The organism is Nevskia ramosa DSM 11499, from assembly GCF_000420645.1.
Taxonomy (GTDB): Bacteria; Pseudomonadota; Gammaproteobacteria; order Nevskiales; family Nevskiaceae; genus Nevskia; species Nevskia ramosa.
Genome location: NZ_ATVI01000005.1, coordinates 1,039,595 through 1,058,380 on the forward strand (window position 1 = coordinate 1,039,595; position 18,786 = coordinate 1,058,380).

Genomic DNA, 18,786 nt, shown 5'->3' on the forward strand with positions numbered 1-18,786 from the left:
CGAAGGGCAGACACCATGCTGATCGCTGAATTCGCCAAGGCCACGGGCTTGGGCCGCGACACCGTCCGCTTCTACATCAAGCGGGGTCTGTTGACGCCTCAGGTCGGCGTCAGCGGCACCAATCGCTACCAGAGTTTCGATGCCCAGCAGGTCGAACGCGCGCTGGTGATCCGGGAAGCGCAGTCGCTGGGTTTCACGCTGCGCGAGATCGGCACGCTGAGCGACGAGTACGAGCGCGTCGGCATGACGCTCGCGCGCAAGGCCGAGCTGATGCGTGAACGTCTTGCCGAGGTCGATGAGCAGGCGGCGAAGCTCAAGCGGCTGCGGCGCTATTTCGCGGCCAAGCTCGAATGGCTGGAAGCCGGTGCGGAAGGTGAGCCGCCTGCGTTCCTCAAGCCGAAGGACGGTGGCAGGCGCAGCGCCTGCATGCCGATTTCGACAGCGAAACCCACGGAGCGCTTGCCAGCAGGTTCCACCGCTGAATCAAAAACGCGGCGGGGTCGTTCGGTTCGGTCCTGAGGCGCGGTTTCTGGCGAGCGGCTTCAGCGGAAGAAGGTGTACAGCGCCACCTGCAGCACGTGATTCACGGTGTCGCGGTTCTTGCCGTTGATCCACTGGTTCAGGTAGCCGATCTCGATGTCGGCGGTCTTGTTCAGGCGCCAGCCGTAGGCGATGTAGGCGCGGTTCTGGTCGAACAGCGGCGCGTTCAGCGCATCGCGGCCGCTGAGGTTGACCATCGCTTCGTTCTGGAAAGCGAGAAAGGCGCCCTTCGTGAACGCTCCGTTGCTGGCGCTCAGTGGCAGCTGCGCGCGGGCGAACCAGCGGAAGCGATCCGAGTAGATATCCGGCGCACCGGGCCGGCCAATGAAGCGTTGTTCGAGCCGGAAGCGCTGGCTTACGCTCAGGCGCTCGATGCGATAGCTGCTGACCCACTGCTGCCAGATGCGATGCTCGACGGCGTCTTCCGCATCGCGATTGAAGGTGCCGATGTACGCATAGCCGGCGCTCAGGGTCTGGCCGGGTTTCACGTACCAGGACAGACCGGGACGGATCAGCAGATTGCGCGGGCCGGCCCATTCGTCCCTGCTGCGCAGCTGGACGTCGGACACGATCCCGAAGTGCTCGTTGATTGCGGCGTTGTTGAACCAGGCCGCCCAGCCGGTCTGCTGGATGATCGGGCTTTCGGCGCGTGCAGCCAGCATCGGCAGAGTGACCAGCAGCAACGCAAGGCAGAGCGGGGAGCGCATGAGCGACATCAATGGCAGACCCTGAAGCGGGCCGCGCATGGTACGAAAACGAACGTCGTTTTTTCGTGCCCGCCGCGCTTGCTCAGCGCTTAGCGACCACCTTCAGCTTGCGCAGCGGCGGGCGCTGGGCTTCGATTTCCAGCTGCTTCACGCAGGCGGCCAGCGTCTGCGAAATCATCGACTGGTTGCGGACCATCGCGATGCGTTTCCAGGTGGCGCGTTCGCCTTCGAGGATGAAGCGGGTCACCGCTTCGAGCTTCGGGTTGGCGGTGACGTGCGCATACCGCCAGACCGATACCTTCGGCACGATGGTGATGTTGCCGCGGTAGTCCTGATCGAGGATCGACGAGGCGTTGTCGAGCTGGCGGCGGACGCCGGACAGCGGCACGCCGAACTTGCCGACGCCGATCACTGATTGCGCGCCGCCACGCATGGCGCCATAGGCCACTTCGCGCAGCGCGCCGATCACGCCGGTGCGCTCGTTGGCGCCGCGCACGAACGGGATCACGTGCGGATTCGTCTGGCTGACGATGAAGTGATTGACGTTGTGCAGGCGACGCAGGCGGATGCCGGGCAGATCCGATTTCAGCGAGCCGTCGGTCCAGCGCAGGCCAGGCATGTAGGGCACGCGGCTGCCGTCGTCGTCCTTGGTCATCAGCTGCACCGGCGGGAACAGCAGCGGCACCGCACTCGAGGCCAGCACCGCTTCGCGCAGGTACAGGTAGGGCGTGGTCAGGTAGTTGAGCAGGCGCGGCGGCTGGTTGCTGCCGGCCGGTGACACGGTGACGTTGACGACTCTGCCGGAGCGCTCGTAGCTCTCTTCGAAGGTCAGGTCTTCGGTATTGCGGGCAATGCCGAGGGCAATCTGCTTCTGGTCCATCAGCGCGCCGCGCTGCCACATTTCGCGCGCGCTCAACGGCTTCCAGAAATGGTAGTAGCTGTTGTCCGGATCGAGCAGTTCTTCGAGTTCATCCGGGGCCCGGGTGCCGATCACCGAAGCGACGATCGAGCCCGCGCTGGAGCCGGAAATCACCTCCGGCAGCAGGCCCTCGCGAACCAGCGCCTTGACCACGCCGACATGGAACAGGCCCAGCGTGGCGCCGCCGGACAGCATCAAGGCCGAGCGACCGAACGAGGCGGCGGTCTCGTTGAAGAAGCGCAGCTTGTCCGCTGCTGTCAGGCCCGGGAAATTGCCATCGGCGATGAAGCGCAGAGCGTCGACGACTTCCGCCAGATAGGTTTCGATCAGGCGCTTGGTGCCGAAGTAGGTGTGGCTGTACAGCGCCGGATTGGCCATGTTGCCGAGGTTCCAGTGCAGGCCCTGGCGCAGGTGGCGCATCAGCTTGACCACCTGCCGCGTGTCCCGGTACTGGCGGATCTGCGCTAGACGTTCGCGAATCAGCTGCCAGTCGTACTCCGGCGATTCATCCTCGTGCTTCCAGTCCTCGAAGCCATTGGCTTCATCGAAAGCCAGGGCGCCGTCGCGCCAGGTGGCGAAGTCTTCGGCATGACGCATCGCCTTGCGGCATTCGTTGACTCGGGCGTTCATGAACATGGTGGCGATCAAGTGGTGGACGATCCTGGATGAAGCATGAGGGATCGTCCCCGCCCGCACGGGTAGGCCGTTGACGGGTGGTAACATTCGGCCGCTCGAAAGCGGCTTTCCGCACCATTCCAGTGCGACCCCTGGCCTCTGGAAGCGGCGCCTGCGCCGGCTGCTTTTGCTTTCCTAACTGAATGGAACCCTGCCTTGAATATCACCATCTTCGGCTCCGGCTATGTCGGCCTCGTCACTGCGGCCTGCTTTGCCGATGTCGGCAATGACGTGCTCTGTGTCGATGTCGACCAGAAGAAGATCGACGGCCTGAAACAGGGCGTCATCCCGATCTACGAACCGGGGCTGACCGAGCTGATCCTGAAGAATGCCGCCGAAGGCCGGCTGCGCTTTACCACCGATGCCGCCGAAGGTGTTACCCACGGTCAGTACCAGTTCATCGCCGTCGGCACGCCTCCGAACGAAGACGGCTCGGCCGATCTCAAGTACGTGCTCGAAGTGGCCAGGACCATCGCCACGCACATGAGCGAGTACCGCATCGTCATCTCGAAATCGACGGTGCCGGTCGGCACGGCCGACAAGGTGCGGGCGCAGATGAAAGCCACGCTTGCCGAACGCGGCGTGAGCATCGAGCACGACGTGGTCTCGAACCCGGAGTTCCTCAAGGAAGGCGATGCGATCGGCGATTTCAACAAGCCGGACCGCATCGTCGTCGGCGCCGACAACACGCGTGCCGCCAAGGCGATGCAGGCGTTGTATGCGCCGTTCAACCGCAATCACGACCGCGTGATCGTCATGGACGTGCGCTCCAGCGAATTGACCAAGTACGCCGCCAACGCGATGCTGGCGACCAAGATCAGCTTCATGAACGAGCTGGCGAACCTGGCCGAAAACCTCGGTGCCGATATCGAGCGCGTGCGCATCGGCATCGGTGCCGATCCGCGCATCGGCTATCACTTCATCTATCCGGGCGCCGGCTACGGCGGCTCCTGCTTCCCGAAGGATGTGAAGGCGCTGGTCAAGAGCGCTGCCGATGCCAACTTCGACGCCAAGATCCTGAAGGCGGTGGAGGCGGTCAACAACCGTCAGAAGACCACCTTGCACACCAAGCTGGTCAAGCATCTCGGCTCGCTCAAGGGCAAGACCATCGGTATCTGGGGTCTGGCGTTCAAGCCGAAGACCGACGACATGCGCGAAGCGCCGAGCCGCGTGCTGATCGAAGCGATCTGGGCCGACGGCGGCACCGTGCGCGCCCACGATCCGGTGGCGATGCACGAGGTCGAGAAGATCTACGGCAAGCGGCCGGATCTGGTGCTGGTCGATTCGCCGATGGAAGCCGCCAACGGTGCCGATGCGCTGGTGGTGGTCACCGAATGGCGCGTGTTCCAGAGCCCGAACCTGCCGCGGCTGAAGCAGTTGCTGAAGCAGCCGATCATCGTCGACGGCCGCAACATGTACGACCCGGCCTGGGTGCGCGGCGAAGGCTTCACTTACGACTGCGTGGGCCGCCCTTAACAGATCAATGTTTCATTTGTGTTGCAATTTCTTGACGTGCAGCTCCCGCAGGTTTAAATCGATGAGGTCGGCGAACCGGATCGGGTGATTCGGGCCACGGCCGGCGTCTCATCGAGGGGAGGTGCGGAGATGAACAACAAGACGGTGCTGTTTGCCGCTGCAGCCATGTTGTTGACGACTCACGCGGCAATCGCCAAGAAGCCGGGCGCCAGCCTGGTTCAGCCGGTGTCGTTCAGCAGTTTGCAATCACGGGAGCTGGAACAATCGGTCTTGCCGCTGGACAAGGTGTTTGACGAGCTGTCATTCGGCGAGATGGACCTGCTGCGCAATCAGTACGCGCTGCTGCGCAACAGTGAAGAGCCGCCGTATCCAACGGGCGGCCTGCAGAGCATCGTCGGCGAGTTGAATGCCCTTCAAGTGAAGTCCGGCATGCGCGGCGAGCTGTTCGCGGTGATCAGCGTCGACGCGGCCGGCAATGCCCGGGACGTGTCCTGGCTGATGACGCCGGAGCAGGGTTCGCTCGAAGAGATTCGCAGCGTCCTGCTGGCCGCCCGGTTCAAGCCGGCGAAATGCGGCGCCAAGGCCTGCGCGATGGAGTTTCCGCTGCACGTCGACTTCGGCAGCCGCGCGCTCTGAAGCGGGCTTTGAAGTTGTTTGGCCGATCGCCCGGTGCAAGGCCGGGCGATCGCTGCCGCTGATCTCAGGCGCGGCTATAGACGCGGCCTGACGGCAGGCTGGGGCGCAGGCCGCTACGGCCATAGACCGACGGCGGTTCAGGCGCCATCGCCACCAGCGCGCTGCGCACCTGCTGCTCGCGTACTTCCAGCAAGGCCCCGTTGACCCGATTGGCATCGGCGAGATGACGGGCCAGGGCCGTCAGGCGGCGCCAGGCCCGAACCAGCGCATCGCCACCGGGATGGCGGATCAGCCAGGCTTCGAACTCGGGCCCCGAACGGCGCGGGCCGGACAGGATCTGCAGGCGATCACCGAGGCGTTGCAGCTTCGACGCGGCATCCGATTTCACCGCGCAGGCCGCTTCCAGTGCTTCGATCGAACGGCCGGCGAGGGCGGCGTGCTCCTCATCGAGCACGGCGATCAGATTCTCGGCGCAGTGAATCTGTGCGTCGATGACTTCAGCGAGATTCAGATTCGATTCATTCACCGCGACACTCCTGGTTTTCGCCAGCCTTTCAGGCCATGGCGTACTCGAAACGCGCGAGCTTCGCGGCAATCGCAGCCGGGTTGGGCTGATAGCTGCCGTTGTCGACTGCTGCGCGCAGACGTTCAACCTTGCCGGCATCGGTGCGGGGCACCGCCGCCAGCGCTTTCTCGAACTGCTGCAGGTTCACGGCATCGCCGGTCAGCTGCACGCGGTCGTTGGCCGACACCGCTGATACCGCACCACTACTGCTCTCACCTGCGATCGCATTGGCCGATTTTGCGGGGCCACTGCTGGCGACCGGACGTGCACCGCTGGCAGGGAAAGTTTCGATCTTGACGGTCATGGCAGGCTCCGGAAGGCGCGGCGTGATGCGCCCGATGAGCTGCTAACGACAGTTTTTGCAGAAACTTTAGCGCCAGAGAGCGTCATTTTTACGGCGGCCTTCGGCCCCCGCGGCGACAGCCTTCTACTGCTGCGCTACAAGCCAACCTCCACCGTGCCGCCATCCTTGACCACACCCTGCACGACCTTGCGCGACGACAGGTTCTCGACCGAGATCCGTTCGCCATCCCCGCCGTCTCCGAGCGCCTTGCCCTGAGCGCGCACTTCCAGAGAGCCGCTGCGGCCGATCATGGTGATCAGCGCGCCGCGCTTGATCAGCTTCTGGGCGCTGACTGCGTCCGGCGTCAGCACTGCACCGGCGGCAACCGGGCGGCGCAGCACCTGGCCGGCAGCCTTCTGCACGTCACTGAAATAGCCGTAGCCGAGGGTTGCGACATCGCGTGATTCAAGGCGCAACGCGTCTGCGGTCAGCGGCTGGCCGGGCATCACCGGCCGGACCATCACCACGACCGCCTGGAGATCGAGCACCTTGACCGGCACGAACACCTGCCAGAGCGGATTGCCGGCTTCGCGACAGGTGATGACGATGTTCCAGGCGCCGCGCGTCGCCGGGCTGGCGGCCGAGCTTTCCAGCGGCTGCGCGCACAGTGGCAGACGCAGGCGGTTGTCGAGCGCTGCGGCTTCGATCTTCGCGGTCGGCGGCGATTGCACCGAGACGAAGGTGACGGCTGCGCTGCGGACGCGGTCCAGCGATTCGATGCGGCCGTCATCGGCGCGCACCGCCATCGTCGCCAGCATCAGCAAGGTAGCGATAGTGCGTAGATGTAGCGATGGCAGGGCGATCATCGAAGTGGCTCGTTCGGACTCGAAGCCAGCGCTACAAGCCCTGTGCCAGTGACGGTTCCCGTGACCACCCCGCGAGGAACCGAAGTTGCACGGGCCAGCTACCACCCGTCCGAATGTTGGTAATCCTTCATGGCCTCCGGCTTGCTCGAAAGCATCGACCGCAGCACCCAGCTTGCAGGGCACAACCGCCTTGCCCTGCTGCTGTTCCGGCTCGATGAGCGCCAGATTTTTGGCATCAATGTGTTCAAGGTGCAGGAAGTGATTCCCAAGCCACAGCTGTCCTGGCTGCCGTCGTCGCACGAGCTTGTGCGCGGCGTGGCCGACATCCGCGGTCGGATGATTCCGGTCATCGATCTCAATCGTGCGATCGGCCAGCCGAGCGACGAGCAGGCTGCGCACGTGATCGTCACCGAGTACAACCGCTCGATCCAGGGCTTTCTGGTGCGAGCGGTGGAACGGATCATCCACGTCAATGTCGAGCATGTGCGGCCGCCGCCGGACGGTGCCGGCGAGGGCGGTTATCTGACCGCGATCACGCAATACAACAACGAGCTGGTCGAGATCATCGATGTCGAGCAGGTGTTGTCCGATGTCGTCGGCGTGCAGGCCTCATTGTCCGAAGCGTTGCGCGAGGAAGCAGTGAGCGTCGCCCATTCGCGGCGCCGCGTGCTGGTGGTCGATGACTCCCGCGTTGCCCGCAACCAGATCGAAAAGACGCTGAATCAGCTCGGCATCGAATGCACCCTGGTCAACGACGGTCGCGAAGCGTTGCAGTATCTGCAAGCGCTCGCGGCGCGCGACGAGCCGATCAACGACTCGCTGCTGATGGTGATTTCCGATGTCGAGATGCCGGACATGGACGGCTATCGACTGACGACGGAAATCCGCCGCGATCCGAAGATGAAGTCGCTCTACGTGATGCTGCACACCAGCCTGTCCGGCGTGTTCAACAACGCGATGGTCGAGCGGGTCGGTGCCAACAAGTTCATCGCCAAGTTCAGTGCCGATGAGCTGGCGACCGGGGTGCTGGATCGGCTGAAGGCGGTCGCGCTGGAAACGGCCTGAAGCATTGGCCAGTGGCCAGAAAATGCGGGATGGAATCAGACATGCGAAGTGCAATCTTCAAGCACGTCATTCCCGCGCATGCGGGAATCCAGTTCTGACGTTTGCACATCGCTGGCAACAGACAACTGGATTCCCGCCTGCGCGGGAATGATGAGTGGGGTTGAGTGCCGCATCGAATCTCAAAGCTGCTTCACCCGCGCCGCTTTTCCGTCGCCAATCGCCTCTGGCATACGCCTTGTAATGACCCTTCCGAACGCAAACGCGGGAGGACGCAATGGCCAACCTGGATCCGATTTTCGGCATACACGCCGAGGCGATGTCCGTGCAGCGCAAGCGCATGGAAGTGCTGTCGGCCAACATCGCCAATGCCGATACGCCGGGTTTCCAGGCGCGCGATGTCGACTTCGCGTCGACGCTTGCATCGGTGATCAAGAGTGACTCGCAGGGCGCGCCACGCACCTTGACGACCGACGCTCGCCATATCCCCATGAACCTCAATCCAGCCGGCGACGGCAGCCGGCTCGCCTACCGCGTGCCGATGCAGCCGAGCGTCGATGGCAACACGGTGGACGTGCAGATCGAGCAGGCGAAGTTCGCCGAGGCTGCCTTGCACTACCAGGCTTCGCTGCAGTTCGCCGATGGCCGCATCCGCGGTCTGATGACGGCGATCACCGGTCAGTAAGGAGAGCCTCATGTCCTCTTTCAAGATCTTCGACATCGCAGGCAGTGCGCTCAGCGCCCAGTCGCTGCGCCTCAACACCGTGGCCTCGAACCTCGCCAATGCCAATGCGATCAGCGGCACGGCCGAAGGCGCGTACAAGTCGCGTCTGCCGATGTTCAAGGCGGCGATGGAAGCGGGCGGCAAGGACACGGCGGGCGTGCAGGTACTCGGCGTCGTCGAAAGTCAGACGCCGGCCGACAAGCGCTACGAGCCGGGCCATCCGCTCGCCGATGCCGATGGCTACGTCTATGCGCCGAACGTCAACGTCGTCGAAGAGATGGTCAACATGATTTCGGCTTCGCGCTCCTACCAGTCGAGCGTGGAAGTGATGAACACCGCCAAGGAATTGGCCAGCCGCACCTTGTCGCTCGGCCGCTGAGCCCACTGACCCCCATTGAGCCCTCTCAGGACACTGACATGACCGCCGCCGTCACCAACAACACTTACAGCGATCTCGGCCTGAATCTGAAACAGACCGACAAGAAGGCCGAATCGCTCGGCCAGGCCGACTTTCTCAGGCTGATGACCACGCAGCTGCAGAACCAGGATCCGCTGAAGCCGCTGGAGTCCAACGAATTCCTCGGCCAGATCGCCCAGTTCTCGACCGTCTCCGGCATTCAAGGCCTGCAGGATTCGTTCAAGTCGCTGTCAACCTCGCTGACCTCCAGCCAGTCATTGCAGGCGGCTGGTCTGGTCGGCCACGGTGTGCTGTATCCCTCGAAGACCGGCTATCTCGATGGCGAGAACGGCCTCAGCGGCGGTGTCGACATGACCTCCGGCGGCCAGCTCGCGGTCGAGATCGTCGATGGCAGCGGCCAGGTGGTGCGCCGTCTCGATTACGGCACCCAGGGCGCCGGCACCAGCTACTTCACCTGGGATGGCAAGGATTCCGCCGGCAACACCCTGCCGTCCGGCAGCTACGGCATCCGCGGCCAGGTCACGCGCAACGGCAAGACCGAAGCAGCGACCACGCTCGCGGCCGGCCTGGTGCAGAGCGTGGCGCTGGGCAGCAACGGCCTGAGCCTGAATCTCGCCGGCGTTGGCGCCGTCGCCTTCAGCGACATCCGCCAGATCATCTGAATCCAGCCGCCATGAACTTGCGCCGCAAGCCACGTCGTCTGGTGGCTGCTATCCGTCCCGAACTGCGCCAGATCCCTGGCCTGTTCGATTTCCCGGCGGCGGGTTGTCGCCGTTGTCCCGATGAACTGGCGAAGTTCGTCGAAAGCCTCATTGCCCCCACGCGCAGCATCGGAGCCCACTGACATGTCCTTCAACATTGCACTGACCGGCCTCAACGCTGCGTCTGCGGACCTGAGCGTCACCGCCAACAACATCGCCAACGCCAACACCACCGGCTTCAAGGAATCGCGCGCGCAGTTCGCCGATTTCTTCCTGTCCAACGCCTATGGCGTATCGGACACGGCAGTCGGCGGCGGCGTGCGAGTCGGCAAGGTGTCGCAGCAATTCACTCAGGGCGCGATCAGCGTCACCAACAATTCGCTCGACCTTGCGGTCAGCGGCACCGGCATGTTCACCCTGTCGAAGAACGGCGCGATCAGCTACTCGCGTGCCGGCCAGTTCGGCACCGATCGCGATGGCTATGTCGTCAACGGCTCCGGTGCCCGCCTGCAGGCCTATCCGCCGGTCGCTGGCGGTGCCAGTTTCGATTCGGCGAATCTGAGCGACATCCAGCTGTCGACCTCGGACAATCCGCCGAGCCCGACCACCTTGCTGAAGACCGGCGTCAATCTGCCGGCCGAAGCCAAAGTGCCGGTGACGACGCCGTTCGCGTCGACCGATCCGACCAGCTACAACAACACGACCTCGGTCACCGTCTACGACTCGCTCGGCACCGCGCACCCGGCCAACCTGTTCTTCGTCAAGTCCGCCACGCCGAACGAGTGGACGATGCATACGCAGATCGATGGCAACGAGATCGGCACCGGCCAGACCGTCACGTTCAACGCCGATGGCTCGCTGGCCACGCCTGCCAACGGCCAGATCGCGCTGCCGTCGTACACGACGACCACCGGTTCGAACCCGGTGACGATGACCCTGGACCTGAAAAACAGCACCCAGTACGGCAACACTTTCTCGGTCAACAGCCTGACCCAGGACGGCTATGCAACCGGCCGTCTCAGCGGCATCGAAGTGACCCAGGAAGGTGTCGTGCAGGCGCGCTTCACCAATGGCCAGGCGACGCCGCTGGGCCAGATCGCGATGGCCAACTTCGCCAACCCGCAGGGCCTGCAGCAGCTCGGCGATACCAGCTGGGGCGAAACCTTTTCATCCGGTCCGGTGATTCGTGGCACCGCGAACTCTTCGAACTTCGGCTTGATCCAGAGCGGCGCGCTGGAAGGCTCGAACGTCGACATCACCAAGCAGCTGGTCAACATGATCACCTCGCAGCGCAGCTTCCAGGCGAATGCCCAGATGATCTCGACGACCGACCAGATCACCCAGACGATCATCAACATCCGTTGATCGATTGCCGAGGCTTTACGGAGACTGAAGCGCCATGGATCGTGCTCTCTACGTTGGAATGTCTGGCGCCATCGCCACCTTGCGGGCGCAGACGGCGAACAGCCATAACCTGGCGAACGCTGGCACTGTCGGCTTTCGAGCCGAACTGGCGGCGGCACAGTCGATCAATGTCGAGGGCGCCGGCTTTCAGTCGCGGGTCAATTCCCAGCTGGCTGATAACGGCTGGGACTCGGCGCAGGGCGCGATCATGCAGACCGGCGAATCGCTCGATATCGCCCTGAAAGGCGACAACTGGCTGGCCGTGCAGGCACCGGATGGCAGCGAGGCTTACACCAAGGCCGGCGATCTGCGGCTCGATCCGAACGGCCAGTTGCGCACGGCCAACGGGCTTGCCGTGCTCAGCGATGGCGGGCCGATCTCGCTGCCGCTGTCGACCTCGATCTCGATCGGCAACGACGGCACCATCACCGCCGTGCCGCAGGGACAGAGCGCGGCTTCACAAGTCGTGATCGGCCGCCTCAAGGTGGTCAGCGGTGCGCAGAATCAGCTGGAGCGAGGTGGCGATGGCCTGATGCGCGCCACCACCGGCACCACGCTCAACCCGGCTGCCGGCGACGTGCTGGTCAGCGGCGCGCTGGAAAGCTCGAACGTCAATCTGGCTGGCGCAATGGTCAACATGATCAACCTCGCACGGCAGTTCGAGCTGCAATCGAAAGTGATGAAGGCCGCCGAGGACAACGCGCAGGCGTCGAACAGTCTGGTCAGCCTGAACTAACGCGAGAGCGTTTCAAGTTGAAAACGCCCTAAGTCGTCATGCCCACGCAGGCGGGCATCCAGTTCTCATGCGGAGCGCTGCGGCCCCAACCGGATTCCCGCCTGCGCGGGAATGACGGATGCCCTAGAAGCTGAACTGCACGCCAGCTTCGACGTTGAATTGAGAACCGACGTCGGGGAATGGCTGTTCATCCTGGTAACGCACGCCTAGGTCGAAGGTGAAGCTCTGCCAGGGGATGGTGACGCCGGCTTCGTACTGATTGACGGTCACCGGTTGGGCGCTCACGGTGTTGCGCAGATAGCTGCCTGATGCCTGCGCTGCCGCCAGTTCCGCCGTGTTGATGTGGGCGTTGTGGAAGGCCGCGCGATAGGTCCAGCCGTTCGGCATCATCATCAAGCCAGACACCGTGAACAAGGTCGAGTCGCTGTCCAGCGAAAAGCCCATCGTGCGCCCGCGATAGCGGAAGCCGTCGGTGTATTGATCGTTGTTGTAGGCAAGGCCAGTCACTCGATTTCCAAAGCCGAAGGCATCGAGCGTGGCGCGGCTGTCGGTGTACTCGGCTACCAGCCGCCAACTGGCGCCGTTCTGGTCCCAGGGGCCCGCCCAACTCAGGCCGCCCATGTGGCTCTCATAGGAATGCGTGAACGGGCCGGTGTCCTCGTTCATGATCTGCAGATACGGCGAGAAGCTGACCACGTTGAAATCGTAGGTGTACTTGATTTCGAAAGTGCCTTCGTCGTTGCTGGCGTTGCGATCCTTGTCGGTATTGTTGATGCCGAACGCGGCGCGGAACGGCTTGCAGGCGTTGTCGCCACCGCAGAACTGGGACACCCGCGTCACCGTCAGCTCCAGCCCGTCGATCGGTTCGATGCTGATGCGGATCGAACCGACGCCGGTATTGCGGTCATCTCGCGAATCCTCTTCGAGCAGGCCGACAAAGAAATCGATCTGGTAGCGGCCCAGCCAGCTCAGCCACTTGGTTTCGAAAGCGGTCGAGTTGTTGCGGGTGATACCGATCTTCGGGAACGGCCGCGCGTTGTTCGACAGGATCAGGCTGGATGCATAGCCGGGCCCGTACCACTTGTCGATGTAGCCGCCGTACAACTGCCAGTTGCCCAGCAGCGTCGTTGCATAAGTGCCATCCAGCGTGAAGCGGGCGCCGCTATCACCATTGCCGAGCGGCGTCAGCGCGCCGACACGGAAGTTGGCCGAAAAACGTTCGCCGTCGTAGTCCAGCCCGGCACGCGCATCGACCTCGTCTCGCGCGTTGTCGCCGAAATCGCGGATCAGGTTCGGCTCGCTGGCCAGCCGCAACTCACCTGCCGCCTTCAGTCCACCGGTATGGCGGCCACTGCCAAGCTTGTCCAGCACGCGCTGCGCAGCCATACGCACGAACTCCGGTTGGCCCGTCAACCGACCTTCATCCTGCAAGGGCTCGAAATAGCCGACCGGAATAGGCCAGGTTGTGATCGGCCCTGCAATCAGGCCGCGCGCGTGGAGAATTTCGATATCGCTGCGCAGCGCGCGGTCGCCGACGTCGGCCCAGGGTGCGGCGATCGCAGGTGCGGCCGCAGTCAGGGCGCCGAGAATTGCCGACAAGCTCAAGGCCAAGCGAGGTGCAAGGGTCATCAGGCCGGTTCTCCACGGGTTCTTGATGGGTTGAACATCAGCATGGCATCACTGGTCCGCAATCGGCAGGCCAACATCGGTAGCGGCTGTGATCGACCGTGCTCAGGCCCGCTTCTGTGCTTCGATGTCATCCAGGCAGAGGTTCAGACTCTGCCGCCAGTCAGCGAGGACGAAGCCTGCAGCCTCAGCCAGCCGCGTGTTGTCGAGCCGCGAATTGGCAGGCCGGCTGGCAGGGGTCGGATAATCCGCCGTGGTGATGCCATCGACCGGCACGAGGCGAGTCAGACCGCGCTTGGCACCTTCTTCGACGATGGCACTGGCAAAGCCATGCCAGCTCGTTGAGCCGGACGCCGTCAGGTTCAGCAATGCGGCAGGCGGTGTTGCTGTCAGCGGAAAGCTGCGCAGCAGTTGTGCGGTTGCATCGGCAATGGCGCGGCTCCAGGTCGGCGCGCCGAACTGGTCGGCAACTACCCGCAAGCGATCGCGCTCGGCGGCAAGCTTCAACATCGTCGCCAGAAAATTCTTGCCCCGGAGACCATAGACCCAGCTCGTACGCAGAATGACGTGACGCCCGCCGACCGCACGAATGGCCTCTTCTCCGGCGAGTTTGCTGCTGCCATAGACGGAGACGGGCGAGGGCGCATCATCCTCGCGATAGACGCCATCCCTGCTGCCGTCGAACACGTAATCGGTCGAATAATGCACGAGCAACGCATCCAGATCGGCACAGGTTTCGGCCAGTGCCTGCGGCGCCAGCGCATTGACGGTATGAGCCAACTCCGGCTCGCTTTCGGCCTTGTCGACGGCCGTGTAAGCAGCCGGGTTCACGACCAGATCGGGTTTCACCCGGCGCAGGTAAGCGGCGGCGGCGGCCGGATCGGCGAGATTGCATTCGTTGCGGCCGGGCGCCAGCACCTCGCCGAATGTCGACAGCGCGCGGCGCAGTTCCCAGCCCACCTGGCCGGTGCTGCCGGTGATGACGATGCGGCTCATGGCTGTTCGCGATTCAGGAAAGATTCCGGAAACACCTCGGCCGCAGCGAACAGCTGGCCGTTCCGATCCTTGTCCGCCAGCAGCGGCTCAGAAAAGCCGGCCGGTAGCGGCCAGTCGATGGCCAGCGTCGGGTCATTCCAGACGATCGCGCGTTCGAAAGCGGGCGCGTAGAAATCCGTGGTCTTGTACAGAAATTCCGCGAACTCGGACAACACCAGAAAGCCGTGGCCGAAGCCTGCAGGCACCCAGAGCTGGCGCTTGTTGGTGGCCGACAGGGTCACCCCGATCCAGCGTCCGAACGTCGGGCTGCCGCGACGGAGATCCACAGCAACGTCATAGACCTCGCCCTCGGTCACGCGAACCAGTTTTCCCTGGGCTTGCTCGATCTGGTAATGCAGGCCGCGCAATACGCCACGGGCCGAGCGAGAGTGATTGTCCTGGACGAAATTGACGTCCACACCGGTAATGGAAGCGAAAGTACGGGCGTTGAAGCTTTCCAGGAAAAAGCCGCGCTGGTCGCCGAACACACGCGGTTCCAGGATCAGCACATCGGGCAGATCAGTAGGGATGCAATTCATCAGTTCAATGTTGGTTCAGATGGGATGCGCCAGTACATCGAGCAGATAGCGGCCGTAGCCGCTTTTTGCCAGAGGCTTCGCCAGTACTTCGAGCTCGGCATCGCTGATCCAGCCGTTGCGCCAGGCCAGCTCTTCCGGACAGCACAGCTTCAGGCCCTGTCGCTTTTCCAGCGTCTGCACGAACTGCCCGGCTTCGATCAGCGAATCATGGGTGCCGGTATCGAGCCAGGCATCGCCGCGGCCGAAGCGCTCGACGGTCAGCTGGCCGCGGCGCAGATACTCGACATTGACATCGGTGATTTCGAGTTCGCCTCGGGCAGAAGGTTTGACTGCCTTGGCGATCTCGACGACCTGCGCATCATAGAAATACAGGCCGGTGACGGCGTAGCGACTGCGTGGCTTGGCAGGCTTTTCCTCGATGCTGATCGCCCGGCCGGTGGCATCGAACTCCACCACGCCATAACGCTCCGGATCCTGAACGGGGTAGGCGAATACCGTTGCGCCGTCGGTCTTACTGGCGGCGTTGGTCAATCGCAGGCGCAGGTCATGGCCGAAGAACAGATTGTCGCCGAGCACCAGTGCGCAACCATCCCCGTCGATGAATGACTCACCGATCAGGAAGGCCTGTGCAAGACCGTCCGGCGAAGGCTGCACCGCATACTCGATCCTGCAGCCGAGGCGGCTGCCATCTCCCAGCAAAGCCTTGAAACGCGGGGTTTCGTCGGGAGTCGAGATGATCAGGATCTCGCGAATGTTCGCCATCAGCAGTGCCGACAGCGGGTAGTAGATCATCGGTTTGTCGTAGATCGGCAACAGCTGCTTCGATACGACATGGGTCAGCGGATACAGCCGGGTGCCAGAACCACCGGCAAGGATGATGCCCTTCATGAAGCGCTCCGCGAGCCATAGTTGGATTCGATCCAGCGCCGATAGTCGCCGCTGGTGACGCCGCGCACCCAGTCGCCGTTGTCCAGGTACCACTGAACCGTCTTGCGCAGCCCGGTTTCAAAGGATTCCTGCTGCCGCCAGCCCAGCTCCGCTTCCAGCTTCGCGCAGTCGATCGCGTAGCGGCGGTCATGACCCGGTCTGTCCTTGACGTAGGTGATGAGCCGACGGTGCAGTCCGCTGGATGGATGCAACTCGTCAAGCAGATCGCAAAGGGTGTGGACCACTTCGAGATTGGTCTTCTCGGCGCGCCCGCCCACGCAGTAGGTTTCACCAACCCTACCGCGCTCAAGAACGGCGCGGATGGCACGTGCGTGATCCTCGACGAACAGCCAGTCCCGCACGTTCAGGCCATCGCCATACACCGGCAGCGGCTTGCCGGCGATCGCATTCAGGATCATCAGCGGGATCAATTTCTCGGGGAAGTGATACGGGCCGTAGTTGTTCGAGCAGTTGGTGGTGACCACCGGAAGGCCATAGGTGTGATGCCAGGCGCGAACCAGATGGTCGGACCCGGCCTTCGACGCCGAGTAGGGCGAATTCGGCGCATACGCCGTGGTTTCGCTGAAAGCGCCCTCGTCCCCAAGCGTGCCGTAGACCTCGTCCGTCGACACGTGGTGGAAACGAAAGGCCTGCTGCTTATCCGCGGTCAGCTGCCGCCAGTAGGCTCGGGTCGCTTCGAGCAGCACATAGGTGCCGACGACATTGGTCTGGATGAACTCGCCGGGCCCGGTGATCGAGCGGTCGACGTGGCTTTCGGCAGCGAGATGGACGACAGCATCGGGCTGTTCCTTCTCGAACAATGCACGCATTGCTGCGGCATCGCAGATATCCAGCACTTCCAGAGAGAAGCGGGGGCTGTCGGAAACGGGCTTCAGGGATTCGACATTGCCGGCGTAGGTGAGCTTGTCGACACAGACGATACGAAGCGCTGGGTCCGCCAGCCATTGGCGGATGACGGCGGAACCGATGAAGCCGGCGCCGCCGGTGACCAGAAGTGTGCGAGTGTCCTTCATGCGTGATTGAACGATGGTGATGTGAACGGCCGCTCAGGACTTGAAGCCTGCACGGCATGCGGGGCACATGGTGCCATGCCTCGCGCTGATAAACTTTGAACCAGCGCAGAGTTCTTGTGCACGTGACCCAGCCTCAGGGCAAACCGCACCAACCCTCCTGATTCGACTAAGAAAATGCACGACGAGATCGAAGATATCTCCCTACGCGACCTCGCCCGAAAACTGTGGCTGCGCCGCGGGCTCATCGCGGTCATCACGACGCTTGCCACCGCGGTCGCCATCGCTACCGCGTTTCTGCTGCCGGAGAAATTCCAGGCGAGTGTCGTACTGTCTCCAGTGACCAGCGAAACAGACGCTGGGAGACTGGGCGGCGCTTCCGCTTTGCTCTCTCAATTTGGTGGGCTAGCGGGGATCAGTGGCCTGGGTGGAGGAGGCTCTAGCAAAAAAGCAGAAGCCACTGCGATTTTACAATCTAGTTCTCTAACAGAGGCATTCATACAAGAAAACAACTTACTGCCCGTTTTGTTCCCGAAAAAAAGGAATTCTCGCACCAAAAATTGGAATGCCGATAGCACTGGTAATGTGCCAACTCTTTGGAAAGGAGAGCAAAAATTTCGAAAAGAAATAAGATCTATAACTGAAGATAAAAAAACCGGTTTGATCGTGCTAACGATTACATGGTCCGACCCTGAAGAAGCTGCACTTTGGGCCAATGAATTAGTTGATAGAGCGAATAACTACATCAGAAAGCGCGCTATTGATGAGTCAGAAAGAAATATTGAATATTTGAAAGAGCAAAACAGCAAAACAAGCATAGTAGAAATTCAGCGATCAATTTATAGCCTGACTGAAGATGAAATAAAGAAAATCATGCTTGCTTCAGGAAGTTCGGAATACGCTTTCCGAGTAATCGATAAGGCAAGAGTTCCCGAAGAAAGATATAGCCCAAAACGTGCTTCTATTGCGATTGCAGGAGCGGCATTGGGGTTAATTATTGGATGTATGTTGGCTTTGTTGATGTCGTCTCGCAAAAATATATAAGCAAAAATAACATGAACTTATCTGTAGAGCCATCGGTAGCGATTATTTTGGTCAACTGGAACGGCTGGAAAGATACGCAAGCTTGCCTCGAGTCTTTGACCAAAATTTCTTACAAAAATAAAAAAATATTCGTGATCGATAACGGATCGACTGATAATTCCGTTGCCATATTGAAGGGATCAGAAATATTGTTTGATGTACTAGTAAGCGATAGAAATCTCGGATTTGGTGGCGGCTGCAATATAGGAATAGAAAAAGCATTACCATATTTCGAGTACATATGGTTGCTGAACAACGATACAAAGCTCGACGCTGAATGTCTTCGACATTTAGTAGAAGAAATCGAGAATGATGAGAGTTTGGGCGCGGTCGGATCGGTGCTGAAGTACATGCATGACGCCAGCAAAATTCAGGCTTGGGGCGGTGGAAAAGTGAATTTTTTGCTAGGAACAACAAAACATTTTAAGGAAGCGAGGCCACAGCCATCAAATTTCTATCTAACAGCCGCAAGTCTTCTTTTTAGAAAGAAAGCCTTACAAGAGGTGGGAAAATTCGACGAAAATTTTTTTATGTATTGGGAAGATGTCGACCTTAATTTTCGATTGAAAAGAGCTGGATGGAAGATTTTAGTTGCTGAAAAGTCTATTGTATTTCATAAAGAATCGGCGAGCCTTGGGAAAAGTAATCCGCTATTGATTGAATATTTTAATAAATCAGCATGGTTATTCTTTAAAAAGCATGGCAAGTTCCCGTTTTTTCCGATATTCATCGGAACTTTAGGTCGATTTATAAAGCGAGTATCTTACAGAGATTGGGCTGGCGCGAAGAGAATTATTTCAGTTTCGTACAGAACTTTAATAGAAAAATAGTTT

The 18,786-nt window shown here is 61.3% G+C and carries 22 protein-coding genes; 12 read left to right on the forward strand and 10 right to left on the reverse strand.

The window, feature by feature from the left end:
• Positions 1–15: 15 nt before the first annotated feature.
• Positions 16–519, forward strand: coding sequence for a MerR family transcriptional regulator (locus tag G513_RS21515; protein WP_022975790.1), 504 nt, complete (start codon positions 16–18; stop codon positions 517–519).
• Positions 520–542: 23 nt separating this feature from the next.
• On the opposite strand, the gene G513_RS0105340 is transcribed toward G513_RS21515, so the two are convergent.
• On the reverse strand, positions 543–1,256 hold the full coding sequence (locus tag G513_RS0105340) for a DUF2490 domain-containing protein (protein ID WP_022975791.1): 714 nt from the start codon (positions 1,254–1,256) through the stop codon (positions 543–545).
• 73 nt (positions 1,257–1,329) lie between these two features.
• Positions 1,330–2,814, reverse strand: coding sequence for a DUF3336 domain-containing protein (locus tag G513_RS0105345; RefSeq protein WP_022975792.1), 1,485 nt, complete (start codon positions 2,812–2,814; stop codon positions 1,330–1,332).
• Between the two features lie 183 nt (positions 2,815–2,997).
• Here G513_RS0105345 and G513_RS0105350 point away from each other — a divergent pair, with 183 nt between their 5' ends.
• Together G513_RS0105350 and G513_RS0105355 are read left to right on the forward strand one after the other, a co-directional pair.
• Entirely contained in the window at positions 2,998–4,317 is a 1,320-nt protein-coding gene (locus G513_RS0105350) for a UDP-glucose dehydrogenase family protein (RefSeq protein ID WP_022975793.1), read from the forward strand.
• Between the two features lie 129 nt (positions 4,318–4,446).
• Complete coding sequence (locus tag G513_RS0105355) at positions 4,447–4,953, forward strand: hypothetical protein (RefSeq protein ID WP_022975794.1); 507 nt, start codon at positions 4,447–4,449, stop codon at positions 4,951–4,953.
• 64 nt (positions 4,954–5,017) lie between these two features.
• Here the strand turns inward: G513_RS0105355 and G513_RS0105360 are convergent, their stop codons facing one another.
• The 3 genes from G513_RS0105360 to flgA all read right to left on the reverse strand — a co-directional run bounded on the left by G513_RS0105360 (position 5,018) and on the right by flgA (position 6,667).
• Entirely contained in the window at positions 5,018–5,479 is a 462-nt protein-coding gene (locus G513_RS0105360; RefSeq protein WP_022975795.1) for a flagella synthesis protein FlgN, read from the reverse strand.
• Positions 5,480–5,507: 28 nt separating this feature from the next.
• Positions 5,508–5,822 carry a flagellar biosynthesis anti-sigma factor FlgM gene (flgM, locus tag G513_RS21520; protein WP_022975796.1) on the reverse strand — a complete coding sequence of 105 codons (315 nt, stop codon included), beginning with the start codon at positions 5,820–5,822 and terminating at the stop codon, positions 5,508–5,510.
• Between the two features lie 134 nt (positions 5,823–5,956).
• Positions 5,957–6,667 (reverse strand): flagellar basal body P-ring formation chaperone FlgA, encoded by a 711-nt coding sequence (gene flgA, locus G513_RS21525; protein ID WP_084711344.1) that lies wholly within the window; start codon positions 6,665–6,667, stop codon positions 5,957–5,959.
• A 129-nt stretch (positions 6,668–6,796) separates the two neighbouring features.
• Here flgA and G513_RS0105375 point away from each other — a divergent pair, with 129 nt between their 5' ends.
• The 7 genes from G513_RS0105375 (at position 6,797) to G513_RS0105405 (ending at position 11,712) form a co-directional block, all read left to right on the forward strand.
• Positions 6,797–7,732 carry a chemotaxis protein CheV gene (locus G513_RS0105375; protein ID WP_022975798.1) on the forward strand — a complete coding sequence of 312 codons (936 nt, stop codon included), beginning with the start codon at positions 6,797–6,799 and terminating at the stop codon, positions 7,730–7,732.
• 274 nt (positions 7,733–8,006) lie between these two features.
• A complete protein-coding gene (gene flgB / locus G513_RS0105380) occupies positions 8,007–8,414 on the forward strand; it encodes a flagellar basal body rod protein FlgB (RefSeq protein WP_022975799.1) in 408 nt (135 codons plus the stop codon).
• Between the two features lie 10 nt (positions 8,415–8,424).
• Positions 8,425–8,832, forward strand: coding sequence for a flagellar basal body rod protein FlgC (flgC, locus tag G513_RS0105385; protein ID WP_022975800.1), 408 nt, complete (start codon positions 8,425–8,427; stop codon positions 8,830–8,832).
• Between the two features lie 38 nt (positions 8,833–8,870).
• Positions 8,871–9,533: a flagellar hook assembly protein FlgD gene (locus tag G513_RS0105390; protein WP_022975801.1), complete on the forward strand. Its 663-nt coding sequence runs from the start codon at positions 8,871–8,873 to the stop codon at positions 9,531–9,533.
• Positions 9,534–9,544: 11 nt separating this feature from the next.
• The gene (locus tag G513_RS25650; protein WP_022975802.1) at positions 9,545–9,715 is read left to right on the forward strand and encodes a hypothetical protein; all 171 of its coding nucleotides are present in this window, start codon (positions 9,545–9,547) and stop codon (positions 9,713–9,715) included.
• Between the two features lies 1 nt (position 9,716).
• A complete protein-coding gene (gene flgE / locus G513_RS0105400) occupies positions 9,717–10,937 on the forward strand; it encodes a flagellar hook protein FlgE (protein WP_022975803.1) in 1,221 nt (406 codons plus the stop codon).
• Between the two features lie 34 nt (positions 10,938–10,971).
• Complete coding sequence (locus G513_RS0105405) at positions 10,972–11,712, forward strand: flagellar basal body rod protein FlgF (RefSeq protein ID WP_022975804.1); 741 nt, start codon at positions 10,972–10,974, stop codon at positions 11,710–11,712.
• Positions 11,713–11,835: 123 nt separating this feature from the next.
• Here the strand turns inward: G513_RS0105405 and G513_RS24700 are convergent, their stop codons facing one another.
• The 5 genes from G513_RS24700 to rfbB form a co-directional block, all read right to left on the reverse strand.
• Positions 11,836–13,341 carry a capsule assembly Wzi family protein gene (locus G513_RS24700; protein WP_022975805.1) on the reverse strand — a complete coding sequence of 502 codons (1,506 nt, stop codon included), beginning with the start codon at positions 13,339–13,341 and terminating at the stop codon, positions 11,836–11,838.
• A 102-nt stretch (positions 13,342–13,443) separates the two neighbouring features.
• Positions 13,444–14,334 (reverse strand): dTDP-4-dehydrorhamnose reductase, encoded by an 891-nt coding sequence (gene rfbD, locus G513_RS0105415; RefSeq protein ID WP_022975806.1) that lies wholly within the window; start codon positions 14,332–14,334, stop codon positions 13,444–13,446.
• Positions 14,331–14,912, reverse strand: coding sequence for a dTDP-4-dehydrorhamnose 3,5-epimerase (rfbC, locus tag G513_RS0105420; protein WP_022975807.1), 582 nt, complete (start codon positions 14,910–14,912; stop codon positions 14,331–14,333). Before rfbC ends, rfbD begins: the two co-directional genes overlap by 4 nt.
• Before the next feature lie 15 nt (positions 14,913–14,927).
• Positions 14,928–15,800: a glucose-1-phosphate thymidylyltransferase RfbA gene (rfbA, locus tag G513_RS0105425; protein WP_022975808.1), complete on the reverse strand. Its 873-nt coding sequence runs from the start codon at positions 15,798–15,800 to the stop codon at positions 14,928–14,930.
• Entirely contained in the window at positions 15,797–16,873 is a 1,077-nt protein-coding gene (gene rfbB / locus G513_RS0105430) for a dTDP-glucose 4,6-dehydratase (RefSeq protein WP_022975809.1), read from the reverse strand. The genes rfbA and rfbB overlap by 4 nt, the downstream gene beginning before the upstream one ends.
• A 174-nt stretch (positions 16,874–17,047) precedes the next feature.
• Here rfbB and G513_RS25335 point away from each other — a divergent pair, with 174 nt between their 5' ends.
• Both G513_RS25335 and G513_RS25340 read left to right on the forward strand, forming a co-directional pair.
• Positions 17,048–17,914, forward strand: coding sequence for a Wzz/FepE/Etk N-terminal domain-containing protein (locus tag G513_RS25335; RefSeq protein WP_084711345.1), 867 nt, complete (start codon positions 17,048–17,050; stop codon positions 17,912–17,914).
• Between the two features lie 11 nt (positions 17,915–17,925).
• Positions 17,926–18,783 (forward strand): glycosyltransferase family 2 protein, encoded by an 858-nt coding sequence (locus G513_RS25340; RefSeq protein ID WP_169560516.1) that lies wholly within the window; start codon positions 17,926–17,928, stop codon positions 18,781–18,783.
• The last annotated feature ends 3 nt before the right edge of the window (positions 18,784–18,786 follow it).